Here is a 13,966-nt window from a genome sequence, read left to right on the forward strand (position 1 = left end):
TATGACGCACACCAACACAGTCACCGTGTACACCACTCACAGCGATCGAGGGTTCGCCAGTGCAATCGCTGCCGGAATCAGCGCCAGGACTGATTACGGGCCACACACCGCAGACATGAGTCTGCTAGAGCACCACACCAGCGATCACGGTAGAGCGCTTGTTCTCCTACCATTCGGGGGCGTCGATTGGCAGGTGAAGGAGCTCGCCGCACTCGAGGGATCGATCCTGGTCGGCGATCTCAGTGGCGGCCACTCCATGGTTCGGGGGCTCGCGGCGGGCGCCCACACCGCGCTCAACTCTCGACTACCGTTCGCATCGCTGCTCGATGAGCTGCAGGCCGCTCTCGACACCAATTCCACTCAGACTGCACACGACAAGTCCGCTCTCGTACAACGCATCCGGTTGCGCACCGAAGAAACCGCACGAATCGGCAGTCTCACCGATCGCGAGTTCGAAATCGTGGGACTCCTCCACGGCGGTTCGAATGTCGACTCGATTGCCCGAACCGCCCACATTGCCCCGACCACGGTTCGCGCCCACATCCGAAGCATCTTGCAGAAGCTGGGGGCGCACTCCCAGATAGAGGCCTGCGGGATGCTCCACCGCTCCGGTCACGACGCACGCAGACCACCACTGGAACTTCGGATCGGACGCTTCTAGCAGGAAGTGCCCCAGCCACTCATCGAGACGGGCGCTCATTGAGACGGACGCTCACCCCGATCGAGTTCGACCTTCGCAAAGATCGTCAATTTTGACGATTCGACGACGTCCCCGAACGTCGAACATTAGGTCCACCACGACACCGAAGCCTCGAGTGAACATCGAAAGGTGCATTCAATCAATGGAATACACACGCACAGTGCCGCGCCATCTCGTCCACAGACATGCTGTTGCCGAGGTTTTCTTGACGGACTACCGGCCCGAATCGAACTCGGGGTACCAGGTTGCTGTTCAACTCCCGGTCTCGCACCGGATATTCGACGCATCGAGCGAGCAACACGATCCGCTCGGGGTGGCAGAAGCATTTCGACAGGCAGTGGTGCTTCTCTGCCACACCCGATACGACATTCCACTGCACTACAAGTTCCTCATGGAAACATTCCGCTTCGAGATGTTGGATGCACTCGACGTGCAACCCGTAGCGGAGCCGTTGAGTTTCTCGATGACAGTGGACAACCTCACCCACCGCGACGGAGCGGTCTCGGGCGTCGATGTATCCGGAATCCTCCGAGAAGGCGCTCGGCATGTCGCCAAGTGCAACGCTGTCGCGCGAGGAGTCACCCCCGAGGGATACCGCCGCATTCGGCGGGGACGCGAAGATCACCGCCAAAGCCAACGCATCCTTCCCACCGGAACCGCGGTGGTCGGGTCGGACCGAGTCGGACGCTTAACCGATGGAGATGTGCTCATCAGCACTGATCCTGCTCGGGACACGATGTTCTGCGCTCCAGATCCGCGCAACCACTCCCTTTTCGACCACCCCGTCGACCACATCCCAGGAATGATCCTTTTCGAGGCCGCTCGACAAGCCGTGCGATACCGCATCGGCAACCCAGCAACAAGTATCGCCTCACTCTCGGCGGTCTTTCCAAGGTTCACCGAATGGGAAACGCCGTGCGAGGTGTCAACGACCCCCCTTGACACCTCAGGCCATGTGCACCGCGTTCGGTTCACTCAAGAACGGGAAACCACCGCGGAACTTGAACTTACAGTTGCGAACCAATGATGAGAGAGGGTGAACACGTTCTTTTCGTCGCGGTTCTTCTCGTCGCGTCGTCCACGTCACACGCTCGGAGCTTCCCACTCTCGCGGTGCAAGCGACGCCAGCTGCATGACATGCGCCAACTTGTCCTCGCGGACGATAGTTGGCAACACCAAGTTCCACATCTGACTCAACCGCTCGTACAGGTCGGTTCGGCCCGTCAGCATTTCCGAGAGAATCTGCACTCCGGTGAACGATCCCACGACAAACCGAGCCAACGCGTCGATGTCGGTGCCCGGGACGATATCGCCGGCTTCGGCCGCTTGGGTTGCCACCTGCTTGATAGCCTCGATCCAGTCGAGGTACGGCTGTTCGATGGGACCCTGAATACTGCCGATCTCCATCGTCAAACGCATGCCACCTCGCGCGATGGGCTCGGTCACAAGCTGCCGAGCCATCTCCTGCGAGACGAGCACCAAGGTTTCGACCGCGATGTCGGAATGCGCAGCAACCCGCCGGGTACCCTCCATCGCCATACCGTGCTGGGCAGCGATGACCGCGTGCGCAAGCTCCTCCTTCGACGCGAAATGAAAATACATCGCGCCTTTGGACACACCCCCATGCTGCAAGATCGTGCCCAGACTGGCGGAGTACCCGAACTTCTCGAAGCTCTTCGCAGCACCCAAAATTACGGCCTGGCGCGTGAGGACCGCACGCTCCTGCATGATCAACCCAGCTCTCGTTGCCAACGGAATGTATCTCAACGATACGTCGAAAGGCCCGGCAGCAACGCTCTCGACACGGACACACCGTGACGACTTTGGTACTCGGGGCCACTGGTTTCATCGGCTCGGCGGTGATGAACCAGCTAATTTCCCGGGACGGAAACGTTGCAATCGGTTTCGTTCGCACGGACAACGCAGCCGAACAACTCAGCCGCTACGGTATTGCCGCCGCGATCGGCGATATCAACGACAGCGCTTCTCTACGAGGTGCAATGAGTCAGGCGTCTACCGTCATCTGTTGCGTGTCGTACGTGGGCGACGACGAACAACAGTGCGTTCACGTCAACCAACACGGCATACGGAAGGTTGCGTCGGTCTCCGCCGCCGTCGGCGTCGAACGGCTGCTCTACGTCAGCACCGCGGCCGTCTACGGGCCAGGCCCCTTTCGAGACTTGCCGGTCGACGGCGCACCTCTCAAACCACACTCACCTGCCAGTCGCACGCGCGCTCTCGCCGAGAAGTTCGTACGCGACGCCGGAGGCCTGGTCATCCGGCCCCATCTTGTGTACGGAACCGGTGACAGATGGTTTCTGCCGACTCTGACGCGAATTGTCTCTCGACTCGACTCGATCATCGACGACGGTAATGCGGTCCTGTCAGTAGTCGACGTAGACCTACTCGCGCGATCTATCCACGCACTGTCGACAGAACAGCAATTTCGCTACGGCTCAACACTTCACGTCAACGAACCTGCCCCACGGACAGTCATCGACGTTCTCGAGCACCATGCGCGGGAGACCAACTGGACTCTGCCTCAGAACTCTATCCCCCGCGCCGACGCAGTGAACGCAGCTGCCCAGCTGGGTCTCGACATGCACCAGATAGACATGATCAGCCTCGATCACTGGTTCCGGTCGAGACTGTATTGATCCTGCGGCGTCTCCGGAGCCCAACCTGGAAAATGTCGATCCGACTGGATCAAACAGAATCTGCCCCGGCGACAATCGCGGTGCGATCGAGGCACTTCTTACCCGGCGCAACAGATTTCACCAGCTCAGCCAGCTGGCGGAATCCCTCTGCTCGACCACTCGAAGAGCGGAACACGACGCCGATCGTGCGACCTGGAGCCGGCGACGCGAAGCGCGCCGTCGACAAATCCCCGCGTCGAACCTCCACTGCAACAGCAGATTCCGGGACCAAAGTCACCCCGAGTCCCCCGGCCACACACTGCACGACCGTTGCGAGGGAGGTCGCCCGCGTGTCACCGGCAAGAGGATGAGCGTCCACGGAACGGCACAGATCCAACGTCTGATCACGCAGGCAGTGGCCGTCGTCGAGCAAGAGCAACGGCAGCGCGTCGAGCACGTCCGCCGTGAGATCGACGCGTCCGGCCAAGGAATGATCGTTCGGCACGACCATCACAAAATCCTCTTCGTACACAGGAACTTCCACCAGGCCGGGTGTTCCGGCGGGTAACGCCAACACAGCGACATCGAGCGCTCCCGATCGCAGTGCATCAAGCAAGCGCGCCGTTTGATCCTCGACTATTTGCGGCGCCAACGACGGCAACTTCTCGCGTAGCTCGGGCAGCAACCCCGGAAGGATGTAGGGCGCAACGGTGGGGATCAGCCCGATGCGTAGCGGACCGGTCAGAGAGTCGCCGGAGCCGGCGGCGCTCGCGACAAATCCATCGGCAGCTTCGAGAATCTGCTTGGCCTGACCGAGTAGGCGCTGGCCGTCCGCGGTCACGAGCACGCGTCGGGTACTGCGCTCGATCAGTTTGACTCCCAACCCCGCCTCGAGAGCCGCCAGCGCCTGCGACAGTGTGGGTTGGCTCACACCGGAACGTGCTGCGGCAGTACCGAAGTGCCGATACTCCGCCACCGACACAAAGGCACGCAGCTGTGACAAGGAAGGTTGATAAGTCTGATCAGACATGCCTATCAGTGTAGTGCCACCCATCACCTTTACCTTTTGAACGGTTTGATGCAGAATGGACTCATACCAAAAAGCGCCGGTCACAACCTCGACATTTCAGTCGAAACCGTCCGACCCGCTGACGGTGACAAACCCTCTCGATCCAGCACGTTCGGCCGTCACAATCCGAACAGCCAGATCGTGTGCGAAGAAATTCCTGTTCACGAGACACGTAGGAGAATGAGACACATGGCTCTGCTCACAATCGGCGACCAGTTCCCCGCTTACAACCTCACGGCTGTCATCGGCGGCGACCTGTCCAAGGTCGATGCCCAGCAGCCCGATGACTACTTCACCACCGTCACCAGTGACGACTACGCAGGCAAGTGGCGCATCGTCTTCTTCTGGCCCAAGGACTTCACCTTCGTGTGCCCCACCGAGATTGCTGCATTCGGCAAGCTCAACGAAGAGTTCGCAGACCGTGACGCTCAGGTCCTCGGCGCTTCCGTCGACAACGAGTTCGTGCACTTCCAGTGGCGCGCACAGCACGAGGAGCTCAAGACCCTCCCCTTCCCGATGCTCTCGGACCTCAAGCGCGAGCTTGCCGAGGCCACCGGCGTCCTCAACGCTGACGGCGTTGCAGACCGCGCGACGTTCATCGTCGACCCCAACAACGAGATCCAGTTCGTCTCCGTCACAGCCGGTTCCGTCGGCCGTAACGTCGACGAGGTTCTCCGCGTCCTCGACGCTCTCCAGAGCGACGAGCTGTGCGCATGCAACTGGAAGAAGGGCGACCCGACCATCAACGCCGGCGAGCTCCTGACTGCGAGCGTCTGAGTATGAGCGTCGAGAACCTCAAGAACTCGCTTCCCGAGTACGCGAAGGACCTCAAGCTCAACCTGAGTTCCATTGCGCGCACGACGGTCCTGAACGAGCAGCAGTTGTGGGGAACACTCCTCGCAACGGCCGCAGCCACCAAGTCTGCGTCCACGCTCAAGGAGATTGCATCCGAGGCTGCCGACAACCTGTCGGCAGAGGCGTACAACGCCGCTCTCGGCGCAGCGTCGATCATGGGCATGAACAACGTCTTCTACCGCACCAAGGGCTACCTCGACGGTAAGTACGACGATCTTCGTGCCGGCCTGCGGATGAACATCATCGGCAACCCGGGCGTCGACAAGGCCGACTTCGAATTGTGGTCGCTTGCAGTGTCCGCGATCAACGGCTGCAACCACTGCCTCGAAGCTCACGAGAACACCCTCCGCCAGGAAGGTGTCGACCGCGAGGTCATCTTCGAAGCAATCCGCGCCGGTTCCATCGTCGCGGGCGTCGCACAGGCTGTCGAAGCCAACGAAATCCTCTCTGCCGCACAGGTCTGATCCTCGTACCTGACTGCAGTTCGACGAGCCCTCCCCACCGTGACGGTGGGGAGGGCTTTTCGCGCGCTAGGGTGGACCGATGGGTATCGAGGTGAGTGTGGTCCGGGTCTTCGCGGACGAAAACGGCAAGCACGGCAATCCGCTGGGAATCGTCGACGCATCCACGGTTGCAGAATCGGATCGACAAGCCGTTGCGAAGGAACTCGACTACAGCGAGACCATCTTCATCGACGTCCCGGAAGACGGCGCCTCGCGTGCCCGGGCTCAGATCTTCACTCCGGCAGCAGAACTCCCCTTCGCCGGGCACCCCACCGTCGGTGCGACGTGGTGGCTGAGCGAGCAGGGCCGTCGCGTGAGCGCCCTCGACGTTCCAGCCGGCAGGGTCGACGTCCGCCAATCCGGCGCTCTCACGTGGGTACGCGCCCGTGCCGAATGGGCACCGGAATTCGCGATCTACCCGATGGACACGGTCGACGAGGTCATCGGCGCCGATCCGTCTGACTACGAGGCGGATCATTCGTATCTGTGGGCCTGGCAGGACAAGCTCGAAGCTGCGATCCGCGCACGTATGTTCGCACCCGTGATGGGAATCGCCGAGGACGAGGCAACCGGATCGGCAGCGTTGCGCATCACGGACCGACTGAGGAAATCGCTCCTCATCACCCAGGGACGCGGATCGGTACTGCACACCACGTTCTCCCCGGAAGGGTGGCTCGAAGTCGGCGGACGTGTGGTTGCCGAGCCGTCACGAACCTTGTGAGTACCCGGCCGGATTACGTCCGGCTTCGAGATCGCCTGCGCTGAGCGACACCGAGATCTCGTCGCCGAGGGCAACTCCGGGTGCAAGCGGCAGTTGATCGCCGCTCCAGAACTTGCCCGGATCGAACCAGTTGATACGACGATTACCGACAAGCAGACCCATCGCCTCATAGGTTTTGGCAACAACTTCGGCGCAGTAAGCGCTTTCGACGGCCACCGCGGAGACGTCGGACTTCTTGCGCAGCTTCGGAATCCGGCCTCCGAACCAGCGTGAGGCGAGCTTGGCCGTGGACGGGAACGGCGTGCCGTCCAGTCGCGCGATCGTCTTGAGCAGAGCGTCTTCCTGCTCACGGGTGATCTCGTGGTCGAGCTGGCGCAACCATCCGCGCTGCCCGTACTTGGCGCCCCACACCTGAACCGCCGATCTCAGATCGTGCAGTTGGACACCACGCTGGAAGCGTCCGGTCCACATGTCCTGCAGCGAATGACCGAGTTCCGCATGCCACATCAGCGGCGGGAGGTCGTCGATCACCACCGACATTCCCACGTGATTGACCGGGCTGTTGGTCAGCGTCTGGATGGCTCGATCGGCCGTCGACTCTCCGCGGAAGATCCAGATGTCACCCGTGCGGGTCGCGGCGGCGGCCTCGTCGAGACTCACCTGCGAAAGCAATCGTCGGTCCATGCCTCTAGCGTAGAGGGATGAAACTCACGACTCCTCTGCGCGCCTCGCACGTATGGAAACTGGTCGGCCTCGCCGGTGCCATGGGCATTGCCGCAACCGGGGTCCTCGTTGCGCGCGGCGAACGCCAGCGTCGGGCCTACTCTCCGGACGAGATTCGCTCGGTGCTACACGAGCGCTACACCCAGGCATACGCCAAGCAGTCGGAGCAAGAGGTTCTGGAACTGGAACCTGCGCCCAACGCAGTGCGGCGCCGAATCGAGAAACTCTTTCGGCGCCGCAGCTGACATCAGCCGAGGGCTGCGAGAATCCCCGCGGCCATCTCGGCGACCTGATCATCGGTCATCACAAACGTCGGCGAAATCTGCATCGCACCCTGCCCCGCAGCGCGACCCGAAATACCATGCTCACGAAGCGTCTTCACAAACGGCAACGCCTCCGCCGGATCAGCCAACTGCACAGCCGCGACCGCACCGAGCCCACTACGAACCTCCGCCACCCGCGGATGCTCGGCCAGCGACTGCAGATGCGTATGCAACGACGCCTCCAAACGCTTCGACTCCGCGAGCAGATTCTCACGCTCGAGAATGTCGAGGTTCGCCATCGCCGCCGCAGCAGCACCGGCATGCCCGCCGTAGGTGTACCCATGGCGCCACCACGAACCGGCATAGAACGGCTCCGCCACCCGCGGCGCGATGAACACCGCACCCATCGGCACGTAACCCGACGTCAAACCCTTTGCCGTGGTCATCATGTCAGGCTGCAAATCGAAACGGGTGGACGCGAACCACTCACCACCGATCCGGCCGAAACCGGTCACGACCTCGTCGACGACAAAGAGGATGTCGTGCTCACGGCAGATGTCGCGCACCTCGGCCAGATACCCCTCCGGCGGAAGATACACCCCACCCGCACCGATGATCGGCTCCGCGAAGAACGCAGCGATCTTGTTCGCACCGATCTTCTCGATCAACTCGAGCAGGCTCTTCGCATCGTCCCAGCCGACGGTCGCCGCATCCGCCATCAGCTCGCCGTAACCCTCACGGTTCACCGGAATACCAGCCAAAGCCGTTCCCGCAACATGCATTCCGTGATACGCCTTCTGACGTCCGACAATAATCGTCTTCTCCGGCTGCCCCACCTCATGCCAGTACCGGCGAGCCAGCTTCGCCGCAGTGTCCACCGAATCCGAACCACCCGAGGTGAAGAAGATCTTGCTCCCGGCAACCGGCGCGATGGCCGCCAGACGCTCGGCCAACACCTGCGTGGTCTCGGGAACAAAATCACCGAAGTTGGAGAAATGAGCGATCTTCGACAACTGAGCCGCCACCGCATCCGCGATCTCGGTGCGCCCGTGCCCGACATTGGTGAACCACAGGCCCGCCGTCGCATCCAGATACCGAGTGCCCTCGGAATCCCAGATGTACGCGCCCTCACCGCGTGAGACGACAAACGCGCCGTTCTTCTCCACAGCGCCCATGTCCGCGAACCCGTGCCACAATGCCGAAGCCATCATTGTCCCCTTCGAATACAAACGATGCTGGTGTGCAAACGATGTGCTGCGACTATATCGACACCGGAAATCCGCGCACGACGGCGCTCGCCCGGCACCGGCTTTCACGGGCGCACACGTAATCTGTCGACCATGACTTTTGCCGACAATCTTGCAGCACTGCCCGCCATCGATCATCTGGCCGCCATCGAGGTACTCGACGCCGACGGAAACGTCATCGACACCGTGGAGAACAAGCCCGGAAAGTCCGGCTCGGTCAAGGTGTACAACCATCTCGCTGCGGTCTACGGCGCACTGACACCCGAAGCTGCGACAGCAGGACTGACGATCTTCGCCGAACACACCGAGGACGCGCGGGCGAACCCGGGCAAGCACCCGAACATCGACCGACTCGATCAGGTGATCTCCACCGGAAACGGGCTAGGACTGCGGGGCGTTCCGGCCCCGTAGCCCGGCGCCCAACCGTCCGACGGCATTGACTGCCAACGCCATCAGGGCCATCGCGATGGCCAGCACGACAAACCCGATGAACAGGGCCAGATAGCCCTGGTGGCGCGGATCCATGAACGGGTAGGGATACCAGTCGACGATCGAGCCTCGGATCAACGTGTACACGCCGTACACGACCGGGAACAGCAACCACTGCAGTGAACGTGCTTCGGAGATCCTGTGCCTCGAGGCGAAGAACACCCAGTCGAGCAGCATGACCAGCGGAAGAATCCGATGCAGTGCCGAGTTGATCCAGGCATCGTTCAAATTGACGTCGATATCTGCCAGGAGGACGGCGTAGATGATCCCGGTGATCACCATGTACAGCGTCACCGCCCCTCGGATCGACTGCCACGCCTGCGATTGTGGATCTCGAATTGCACCGACCAGCAACACGATCACCGCAAGAATGTTGCTCTCGATGGTGAAGTAGCTCAGATAGTTCGACAGAGAGAGATCAGCCGCGTCGCGGATCGGGATCCACAGCAACGCGGCGAGTCCGAACACCGCGAACAACAGTCTCAGGACTCGCACGGCGATCGGCGTCGACAAGACAGGCACAGATGACTCATTTGCGGTATTTGTCGTCACTGGTCGATATTTGCACATCAGCACGATCTGCGAGCGGTAGTTGTCAATGCGTTCGATAGGCTGTCATCAGCATGTCTACAACACCACCGGCCCCGCTCTCCCCCAAGCGGAGTGACCTGAAGAGCGCACTGGCGCAGGTCTCACTCCGCGACGAGAGTCGACTCCGTCGCAAACTCGACCGTGCCCGCACACCCGACGCTCTGGTGGCGCTGGCCGAAGAAATAAATGCCGCACGCACTCGATTGACGAACCGCGCCGCGAACGTCCCCGCGATCTCGTACCCCGAAGCACTGCCCGTCAGTCAGCGCAAAGACGATATAGCCACCGCGATCTCGGAGAATCAAGTTGTCATCGTCGCCGGCGAGACCGGCTCCGGTAAGACAACTCAGATCCCCAAGATCTGTCTCGAACTCGGACGCGGCGTCCGCGGCTTGATCGGACACACGCAGCCTCGCCGGTTGGCCGCACGCACCGTGGCCGAACGTATCGCCGAAGAACTCGACACCGAACTGGGCGACGCCGTCGGATACACGGTGCGATTCACCGACCAGGTGTCTGACCGCACCTATGTCAAGCTCATGACCGACGGCATTCTGCTCGCCGAGATTCAGCGCGACCGCATGCTCCGACGCTACGACACGCTGATCATCGACGAAGCGCACGAACGCAGCCTCAACATCGACTTCATCCTCGGTTACCTGGCGCAGCTGCTCCCCCGCCGACCCGATCTCAAAGTCATCATCACGTCGGCGACCATCGATCCCGAACGCTTCGCCAAGCACTTCGCCGTCGACGGTAAGCCTGCGCCGATCGTCGAGGTCTCCGGGCGAACCTTCCCCGTCGAGATGCGTTACCGGCCACTGACCGTCGAATCCGGCGACATCACCTTCGACCGCGATCCCGTCGACGCGGTCTGTGAGGCTGTCGACGAACTGAGCTCGGAGGGCGAAGGCGACATCTTGGTCTTCCTTTCCGGCGAACGCGAAATTCGCGACACCGCAGACGCTTTGCGTGACCGGCGTCTTCGCAACACCGAAATCGTCCCGCTGTACGCGCGGTTGTCTGCTGCCGAGCAACACAAGGTGTTCTCGCCGCACACCGGCCGACGCGTCGTCCTTGCCACCAACGTGGCAGAGACCTCACTGACCGTGCCCGGCATTCGCTACGTCGTCGATCCGGGAACCGCGCGCATCTCTCGATATTCGGTGCGCACCAAGGTTCAACGATTGCCGATCGAGCCCATTTCGCAGGCGTCAGCTCGTCAGCGTTCCGGACGTTGCGGCCGCGTCGCCGAAGGAATCTGCATCCGCCTCTACTCCGAGGAGGACTTCGAGTCACGGCCGGCGTTCACCGAGCCGGAGATCCTGCGGACCAATCTCGCATCGGTCATCTTGCAGATGACGGCCCTCGGTCTGGGCGACATCGCTGCCTTCCCCTTCGTCGAGCCGCCGGACCAGCGCGCCGTCAAGGACGGAATCGGACTCCTCGAAGAACTCGGCGCCATTGCGCGAGGTTCCGAGGCCAGCCACCCCGAACTGACGCCGGTCGGCCGCGAATTGGCCCAGATTCCGGTAGATCCGCGAATGGCACGAATGCTGGTGGAAGCCAAGAACAACGGGTGCCTTCACGAAACCCTTGTCATCGTCGCGGCGTTGTCCATCCAGGACGTTCGCGAGCGGCCCGCCGAGTTCCAGCAGGCCGCCGATGAAAAGCACGCCCGCTTCAACGTCGAGAACTCCGACTTCCTGGCCTACCTGAAACTGTGGGACTACTTACGTGAACAGCGTAACGATCTGTCCTCCAACCAGTTTCGCAAGATGTGCCGGAACGAGTTCCTGCACTGGCTCCGTATCCGCGAATGGCAGGATCTGCACGGGCAGCTGCGGCAGATCACCCGCGGTCTCGGCTGGACCGTGGGCGACACCCCCGCAAGCGAGAACGCAATCCATCAGTCACTGCTCGCCGGATTGCTCTCGCACATCGGGTTGCGCGAAGGTGAGAAGCGGGACTATCTCGGCGCGAGGGGCAGCCACTTCGCGATCTTCCCCGGATCCGGATTGTTCAAGAAGCCACCACGCTGGGTCATGGCCGCCGAACTCGTGGAAACGTCGAGGCTGTGGGCGCGCATGTCCGCGCGTATCGAACCGGAATGGGCCGAAAAGCTCGCCCCGCACCTGGTGAAACGCACCTATTCCGAACCGCACTGGTCCTCCAAGCGCGGCTCCGCGATGGCATACGAGCGGGTCACTCTCTACGGCGTTCCGCTGGTGACCGGCCGCGCAGTGACGTACTCGCGAATCGATCCCGAGGCCTCACGCGATCTCTTCATCCGCCATGCGCTCGTGCAGGGCGAGTGGCAGACGAACCACAAGTTCTTCCACGAGAACCGCGCACTCCTCGACAACGTCGAGGAGCTCGAGAACCGTGCGCGCCGCCGCGACATCCTCGTCGACGACGAGACTCTCTACGAGTTCTACGACGAACGCATCGGCCAGGAAGCCGTATCCGCCAAGCATTTCGACCAGTGGTGGAAGTCCGAGCGGCGCAAGAATCCGAGTCTGCTGACCTTCACCCCGGAAACCGTGGTCAACTCCGACGCGGCTGCCGTACTGGGTGGGGAGTACCCGGACGCCTGGCGCCAGGGCGACATGCAGTTCCCGCTGACTTACCAATTCGAGCCGGGCAAGGACGACGACGGCGTCAGCGCACACATCCCGGTCGGCCTACTTGCGCAGCTTCAGCCGGTCGGCTTCGACTGGTTGGTCCCCGGTATGCGCGTCGATCTGGTTACTGCTCTGATCAAGACGCTGCCCAAGAACATTCGACGCGCCGTCGTGCCGGCACCCGACTACGCCGCCGCAGCGTTGGCAGCAGTCAAACCTCGATCCGAGCCGTTGATGACCGCAATGGCCCGCGAACTCTCGCATTTAGGCGGAATTCAGATCGACGCCAAGGACTTCGATCCGGCCGCGCTGCCCGATCACCTCAAGATGACGTTTGTCGTCGAGGACGAATCAGGCAAGGTCCTCGCGAAGGGCAAGGATCTGGCGCAGCTACGACGCACACTCGCACCGCGCGTGCAGAAGGAAGTGGCCAAGGCGGCCACCGGAACCGAACGGGCGGCCGCTGCCGTCTGGACGTCCGAGACACTCGGCGCATTGGAGCCGACCATCACCCGTTCCATCGGTGGACAGCAGGTGACGGGCTACCCAGCGCTGGTGCCGGAAAACGGCGGAGTAGCCGTCCGTGTCCTGAGTACGCCGGCTGCGCAGGCGCAGGCGATGAGGGAGGGAACGCGAGCGCTCCTTCTGGCGGCCGTTCCCACCCAACTCAAGGCAGTGACCGCCGGCTTGTCGAACACTCAGCGTCTGGCGCTCGGCCAGAATCCAGACGGCGGATTGGAGGCCCTCGTCGACGATTGCCGAGTGGCAGCTGCCAACGAAGTGATTGCGGCCCACGGTGGACCGGTCCGCACACCTGAGGCGTTCGAAGCCCTGGTGAAGATCGCACGCTCCGAACTGGCCGGACGCGTCTCCGCGATCCTGCGCATGATTGTCCCGATCCTCGAACAAGCACACCAACTGAGCGTCGTCCTCGACCGCTCCCGCGGCGAGGCAGCCGACGACGTCCGAGAACAGTTGACCTCACTGCTGTTTCCGGGATTCGTCGCGGAATTGGGCTCAGCACGCCTACGCGATTTGCCGCGATATCTTGCCGCAGCAAAATTCCGACTCGAAGCTCTGCCTGCAAGCGCACAACGAGATCAGCAGGCGATGGATGTCCTCGACCGGGTGTACGCAGCGTACGACCGGTTGTTGGGTTCGTTGCCCGAAGAGCGTCGCACTGCTCGAGATGTCGACGCGATCAGCTGGATGATCGAGGAACTGCGCGTGAGCCTGTTTGCGCAGTCCCTCGGTACACCCACACCGATTTCCGAAAAGCGAGTCCTGAAAGCTATCGAAGCGATCAAGCGATGATGCTCAGCGTGATCGGTGAGATTGCGCGATCAGTAGATTGTCTGAATGTTGACGTTGGTGAGGAAACCACCAAAGGTGGCAACAGTATTGGCGAACCCGAGGGTCACCAGGCTGTTCACGACTCCGAGGACTGCAACTAAGTTCATAACGCCTCCGTGAAGATCCGAGATGCGGACGAACGTACCCGGTAGACACTAAGCGAATAACATGCCCGATTTGTTCGTTTGTTCG

General features: G+C 61.8%; 14 protein-coding genes. 9 read left to right on the forward strand and 5 right to left on the reverse strand.

The window, feature by feature from the left end; genetic code table 11:
- The first annotated feature begins 1 nt into the window (after position 1).
- Together ACFQ6Y_RS07380 and ACFQ6Y_RS07385 are read left to right on the forward strand one after the other, a co-directional pair.
- Complete coding sequence (locus ACFQ6Y_RS07380) at positions 2-661, forward strand: response regulator transcription factor (protein ID WP_378630625.1); 660 nt, start codon at positions 2-4, stop codon at positions 659-661.
- A gap of 181 nt (positions 662-842) precedes the next feature.
- Positions 843-1,727 carry a ScbA/BarX family gamma-butyrolactone biosynthesis protein gene (locus ACFQ6Y_RS07385; protein WP_378630627.1) on the forward strand — a complete coding sequence of 295 codons (885 nt, stop codon included), beginning with the start codon at positions 843-845 and terminating at the stop codon, positions 1,725-1,727.
- 56 nt (positions 1,728-1,783) lie between these two features.
- On the opposite strand, the gene ACFQ6Y_RS07390 is transcribed toward ACFQ6Y_RS07385, so the two are convergent.
- On the reverse strand, positions 1,784-2,428 hold the full coding sequence (locus ACFQ6Y_RS07390; RefSeq protein ID WP_378446112.1) for a ScbR family autoregulator-binding transcription factor: 645 nt from the start codon (positions 2,426-2,428) through the stop codon (positions 1,784-1,786).
- 86 nt (positions 2,429-2,514) lie between these two features.
- Here ACFQ6Y_RS07390 and ACFQ6Y_RS07395 point away from each other — a divergent pair, with 86 nt between their 5' ends.
- On the forward strand, positions 2,515-3,357 hold the full coding sequence (locus ACFQ6Y_RS07395) for an NAD-dependent epimerase/dehydratase family protein (RefSeq protein WP_378630629.1): 843 nt from the start codon (positions 2,515-2,517) through the stop codon (positions 3,355-3,357).
- Positions 3,358-3,406: 49 nt separating this feature from the next.
- Here ACFQ6Y_RS07395 and ACFQ6Y_RS07400 read toward each other — a convergent pair whose 3' ends face one another.
- Complete coding sequence (locus ACFQ6Y_RS07400; protein ID WP_378445800.1) at positions 3,407-4,366, reverse strand: hydrogen peroxide-inducible genes activator; 960 nt, start codon at positions 4,364-4,366, stop codon at positions 3,407-3,409.
- 228 nt (positions 4,367-4,594) lie between these two features.
- Here ACFQ6Y_RS07400 and ACFQ6Y_RS07405 point away from each other — a divergent pair, with 228 nt between their 5' ends.
- The 3 genes from ACFQ6Y_RS07405 to ACFQ6Y_RS07415 all read left to right on the forward strand — a co-directional run bounded on the left by ACFQ6Y_RS07405 (position 4,595) and on the right by ACFQ6Y_RS07415 (position 6,484).
- Positions 4,595-5,182 (forward strand): peroxiredoxin, encoded by a 588-nt coding sequence (locus ACFQ6Y_RS07405; RefSeq protein ID WP_003942119.1) that lies wholly within the window; start codon positions 4,595-4,597, stop codon positions 5,180-5,182.
- A gap of 2 nt (positions 5,183-5,184) precedes the next feature.
- Positions 5,185-5,724: a carboxymuconolactone decarboxylase family protein gene (locus ACFQ6Y_RS07410; protein WP_003942122.1), complete on the forward strand. Its 540-nt coding sequence runs from the start codon at positions 5,185-5,187 to the stop codon at positions 5,722-5,724.
- Between the two features lie 79 nt (positions 5,725-5,803).
- Positions 5,804-6,484, forward strand: a complete 681-nt coding sequence (locus tag ACFQ6Y_RS07415) for a PhzF family phenazine biosynthesis protein (protein WP_378630631.1) — start codon at positions 5,804-5,806, stop codon at positions 6,482-6,484.
- Here ACFQ6Y_RS07415 and ACFQ6Y_RS07420 read toward each other — a convergent pair.
- Positions 6,470-7,168 carry a hypothetical protein gene (locus ACFQ6Y_RS07420; protein ID WP_378545462.1) on the reverse strand — a complete coding sequence of 233 codons (699 nt, stop codon included), beginning with the start codon at positions 7,166-7,168 and terminating at the stop codon, positions 6,470-6,472. The two genes, ACFQ6Y_RS07415 and ACFQ6Y_RS07420, sit on opposite strands and share 15 nt — an antisense overlap.
- 17 nt (positions 7,169-7,185) lie before the next feature.
- On the opposite strand from ACFQ6Y_RS07420, the gene ACFQ6Y_RS07425 reads away from it, so the two are divergent.
- Positions 7,186-7,452 carry a hypothetical protein gene (locus tag ACFQ6Y_RS07425; RefSeq protein WP_378445797.1) on the forward strand — a complete coding sequence of 89 codons (267 nt, stop codon included), beginning with the start codon at positions 7,186-7,188 and terminating at the stop codon, positions 7,450-7,452.
- Positions 7,453-7,454: 2 nt separating this feature from the next.
- Here the strand turns inward: ACFQ6Y_RS07425 and ACFQ6Y_RS07430 are convergent, their stop codons facing one another.
- Positions 7,455-8,678 (reverse strand): aspartate aminotransferase family protein, encoded by a 1,224-nt coding sequence (locus ACFQ6Y_RS07430; protein WP_378630633.1) that lies wholly within the window; start codon positions 8,676-8,678, stop codon positions 7,455-7,457.
- A 132-nt stretch (positions 8,679-8,810) separates the two neighbouring features.
- Between ACFQ6Y_RS07430 and ACFQ6Y_RS07435 the strand changes: the two genes are divergently transcribed.
- Positions 8,811-9,128, forward strand: a complete 318-nt coding sequence (locus ACFQ6Y_RS07435; RefSeq protein WP_378630635.1) for a DUF2322 family protein — start codon at positions 8,811-8,813, stop codon at positions 9,126-9,128.
- On the opposite strand, the gene ACFQ6Y_RS07440 is transcribed toward ACFQ6Y_RS07435, so the two are convergent.
- Positions 9,099-9,728 carry a Pr6Pr family membrane protein gene (locus tag ACFQ6Y_RS07440; protein ID WP_378630637.1) on the reverse strand — a complete coding sequence of 210 codons (630 nt, stop codon included), beginning with the start codon at positions 9,726-9,728 and terminating at the stop codon, positions 9,099-9,101. The two genes, ACFQ6Y_RS07435 and ACFQ6Y_RS07440, sit on opposite strands and share 30 nt — an antisense overlap.
- A 101-nt stretch (positions 9,729-9,829) precedes the next feature.
- On the opposite strand from ACFQ6Y_RS07440, the gene hrpA reads away from it, so the two are divergent.
- On the forward strand, positions 9,830-13,735 hold the full coding sequence (gene hrpA / locus ACFQ6Y_RS07445) for an ATP-dependent RNA helicase HrpA (RefSeq protein ID WP_378630639.1): 3,906 nt from the start codon (positions 9,830-9,832) through the stop codon (positions 13,733-13,735).
- Positions 13,736-13,966: the final 231 nt, after the last annotated feature.

The organism is Rhodococcus sp. NPDC056516, from assembly GCF_042794655.1.
In the GTDB taxonomy this organism is placed as follows: Bacteria; Actinomycetota; Actinomycetes; order Mycobacteriales; family Mycobacteriaceae; genus Rhodococcus_F.

What these genes read in the sequence shown, in the direction of transcription:
- ACFQ6Y_RS07415 (WP_378630631.1), top strand. Translation starts at nt 5,804, where the DNA reads ATGGGTATCGAGGTGAGTGTGGTCCGGGTCTTCGCGGACGAAAACGGC.
- ACFQ6Y_RS07390 (WP_378446112.1), bottom strand. Translation starts at nt 2,428, where the DNA reads ATGCAGGAGCGTGCGGTCCTCACGCGCCAGGCCGTAATTTTGGGTGCT.
- ACFQ6Y_RS07435 (WP_378630635.1), top strand. Translation starts at nt 8,811, where the DNA reads ATGACTTTTGCCGACAATCTTGCAGCACTGCCCGCCATCGATCATCTG.
- ACFQ6Y_RS07380 (WP_378630625.1), top strand. Translation starts at nt 2, where the DNA reads ATGACGCACACCAACACAGTCACCGTGTACACCACTCACAGCGATCGA.
- ACFQ6Y_RS07425 (WP_378445797.1), top strand. Translation starts at nt 7,186, where the DNA reads ATGAAACTCACGACTCCTCTGCGCGCCTCGCACGTATGGAAACTGGTC.
- ACFQ6Y_RS07400 (WP_378445800.1), bottom strand. Translation starts at nt 4,366, where the DNA reads ATGTCTGATCAGACTTATCAACCTTCCTTGTCACAGCTGCGTGCCTTT.
- hrpA (WP_378630639.1), top strand. Translation starts at nt 9,830, where the DNA reads ATGTCTACAACACCACCGGCCCCGCTCTCCCCCAAGCGGAGTGACCTG.
- ACFQ6Y_RS07420 (WP_378545462.1), bottom strand. Translation starts at nt 7,168, where the DNA reads ATGGACCGACGATTGCTTTCGCAGGTGAGTCTCGACGAGGCCGCCGCC.
- ACFQ6Y_RS07405 (WP_003942119.1), top strand. Translation starts at nt 4,595, where the DNA reads ATGGCTCTGCTCACAATCGGCGACCAGTTCCCCGCTTACAACCTCACG.
- ACFQ6Y_RS07385 (WP_378630627.1), top strand. Translation starts at nt 843, where the DNA reads ATGGAATACACACGCACAGTGCCGCGCCATCTCGTCCACAGACATGCT.
- ACFQ6Y_RS07410 (WP_003942122.1), top strand. Translation starts at nt 5,185, where the DNA reads ATGAGCGTCGAGAACCTCAAGAACTCGCTTCCCGAGTACGCGAAGGAC.
- ACFQ6Y_RS07430 (WP_378630633.1), bottom strand. Translation starts at nt 8,678, where the DNA reads ATGGCTTCGGCATTGTGGCACGGGTTCGCGGACATGGGCGCTGTGGAG.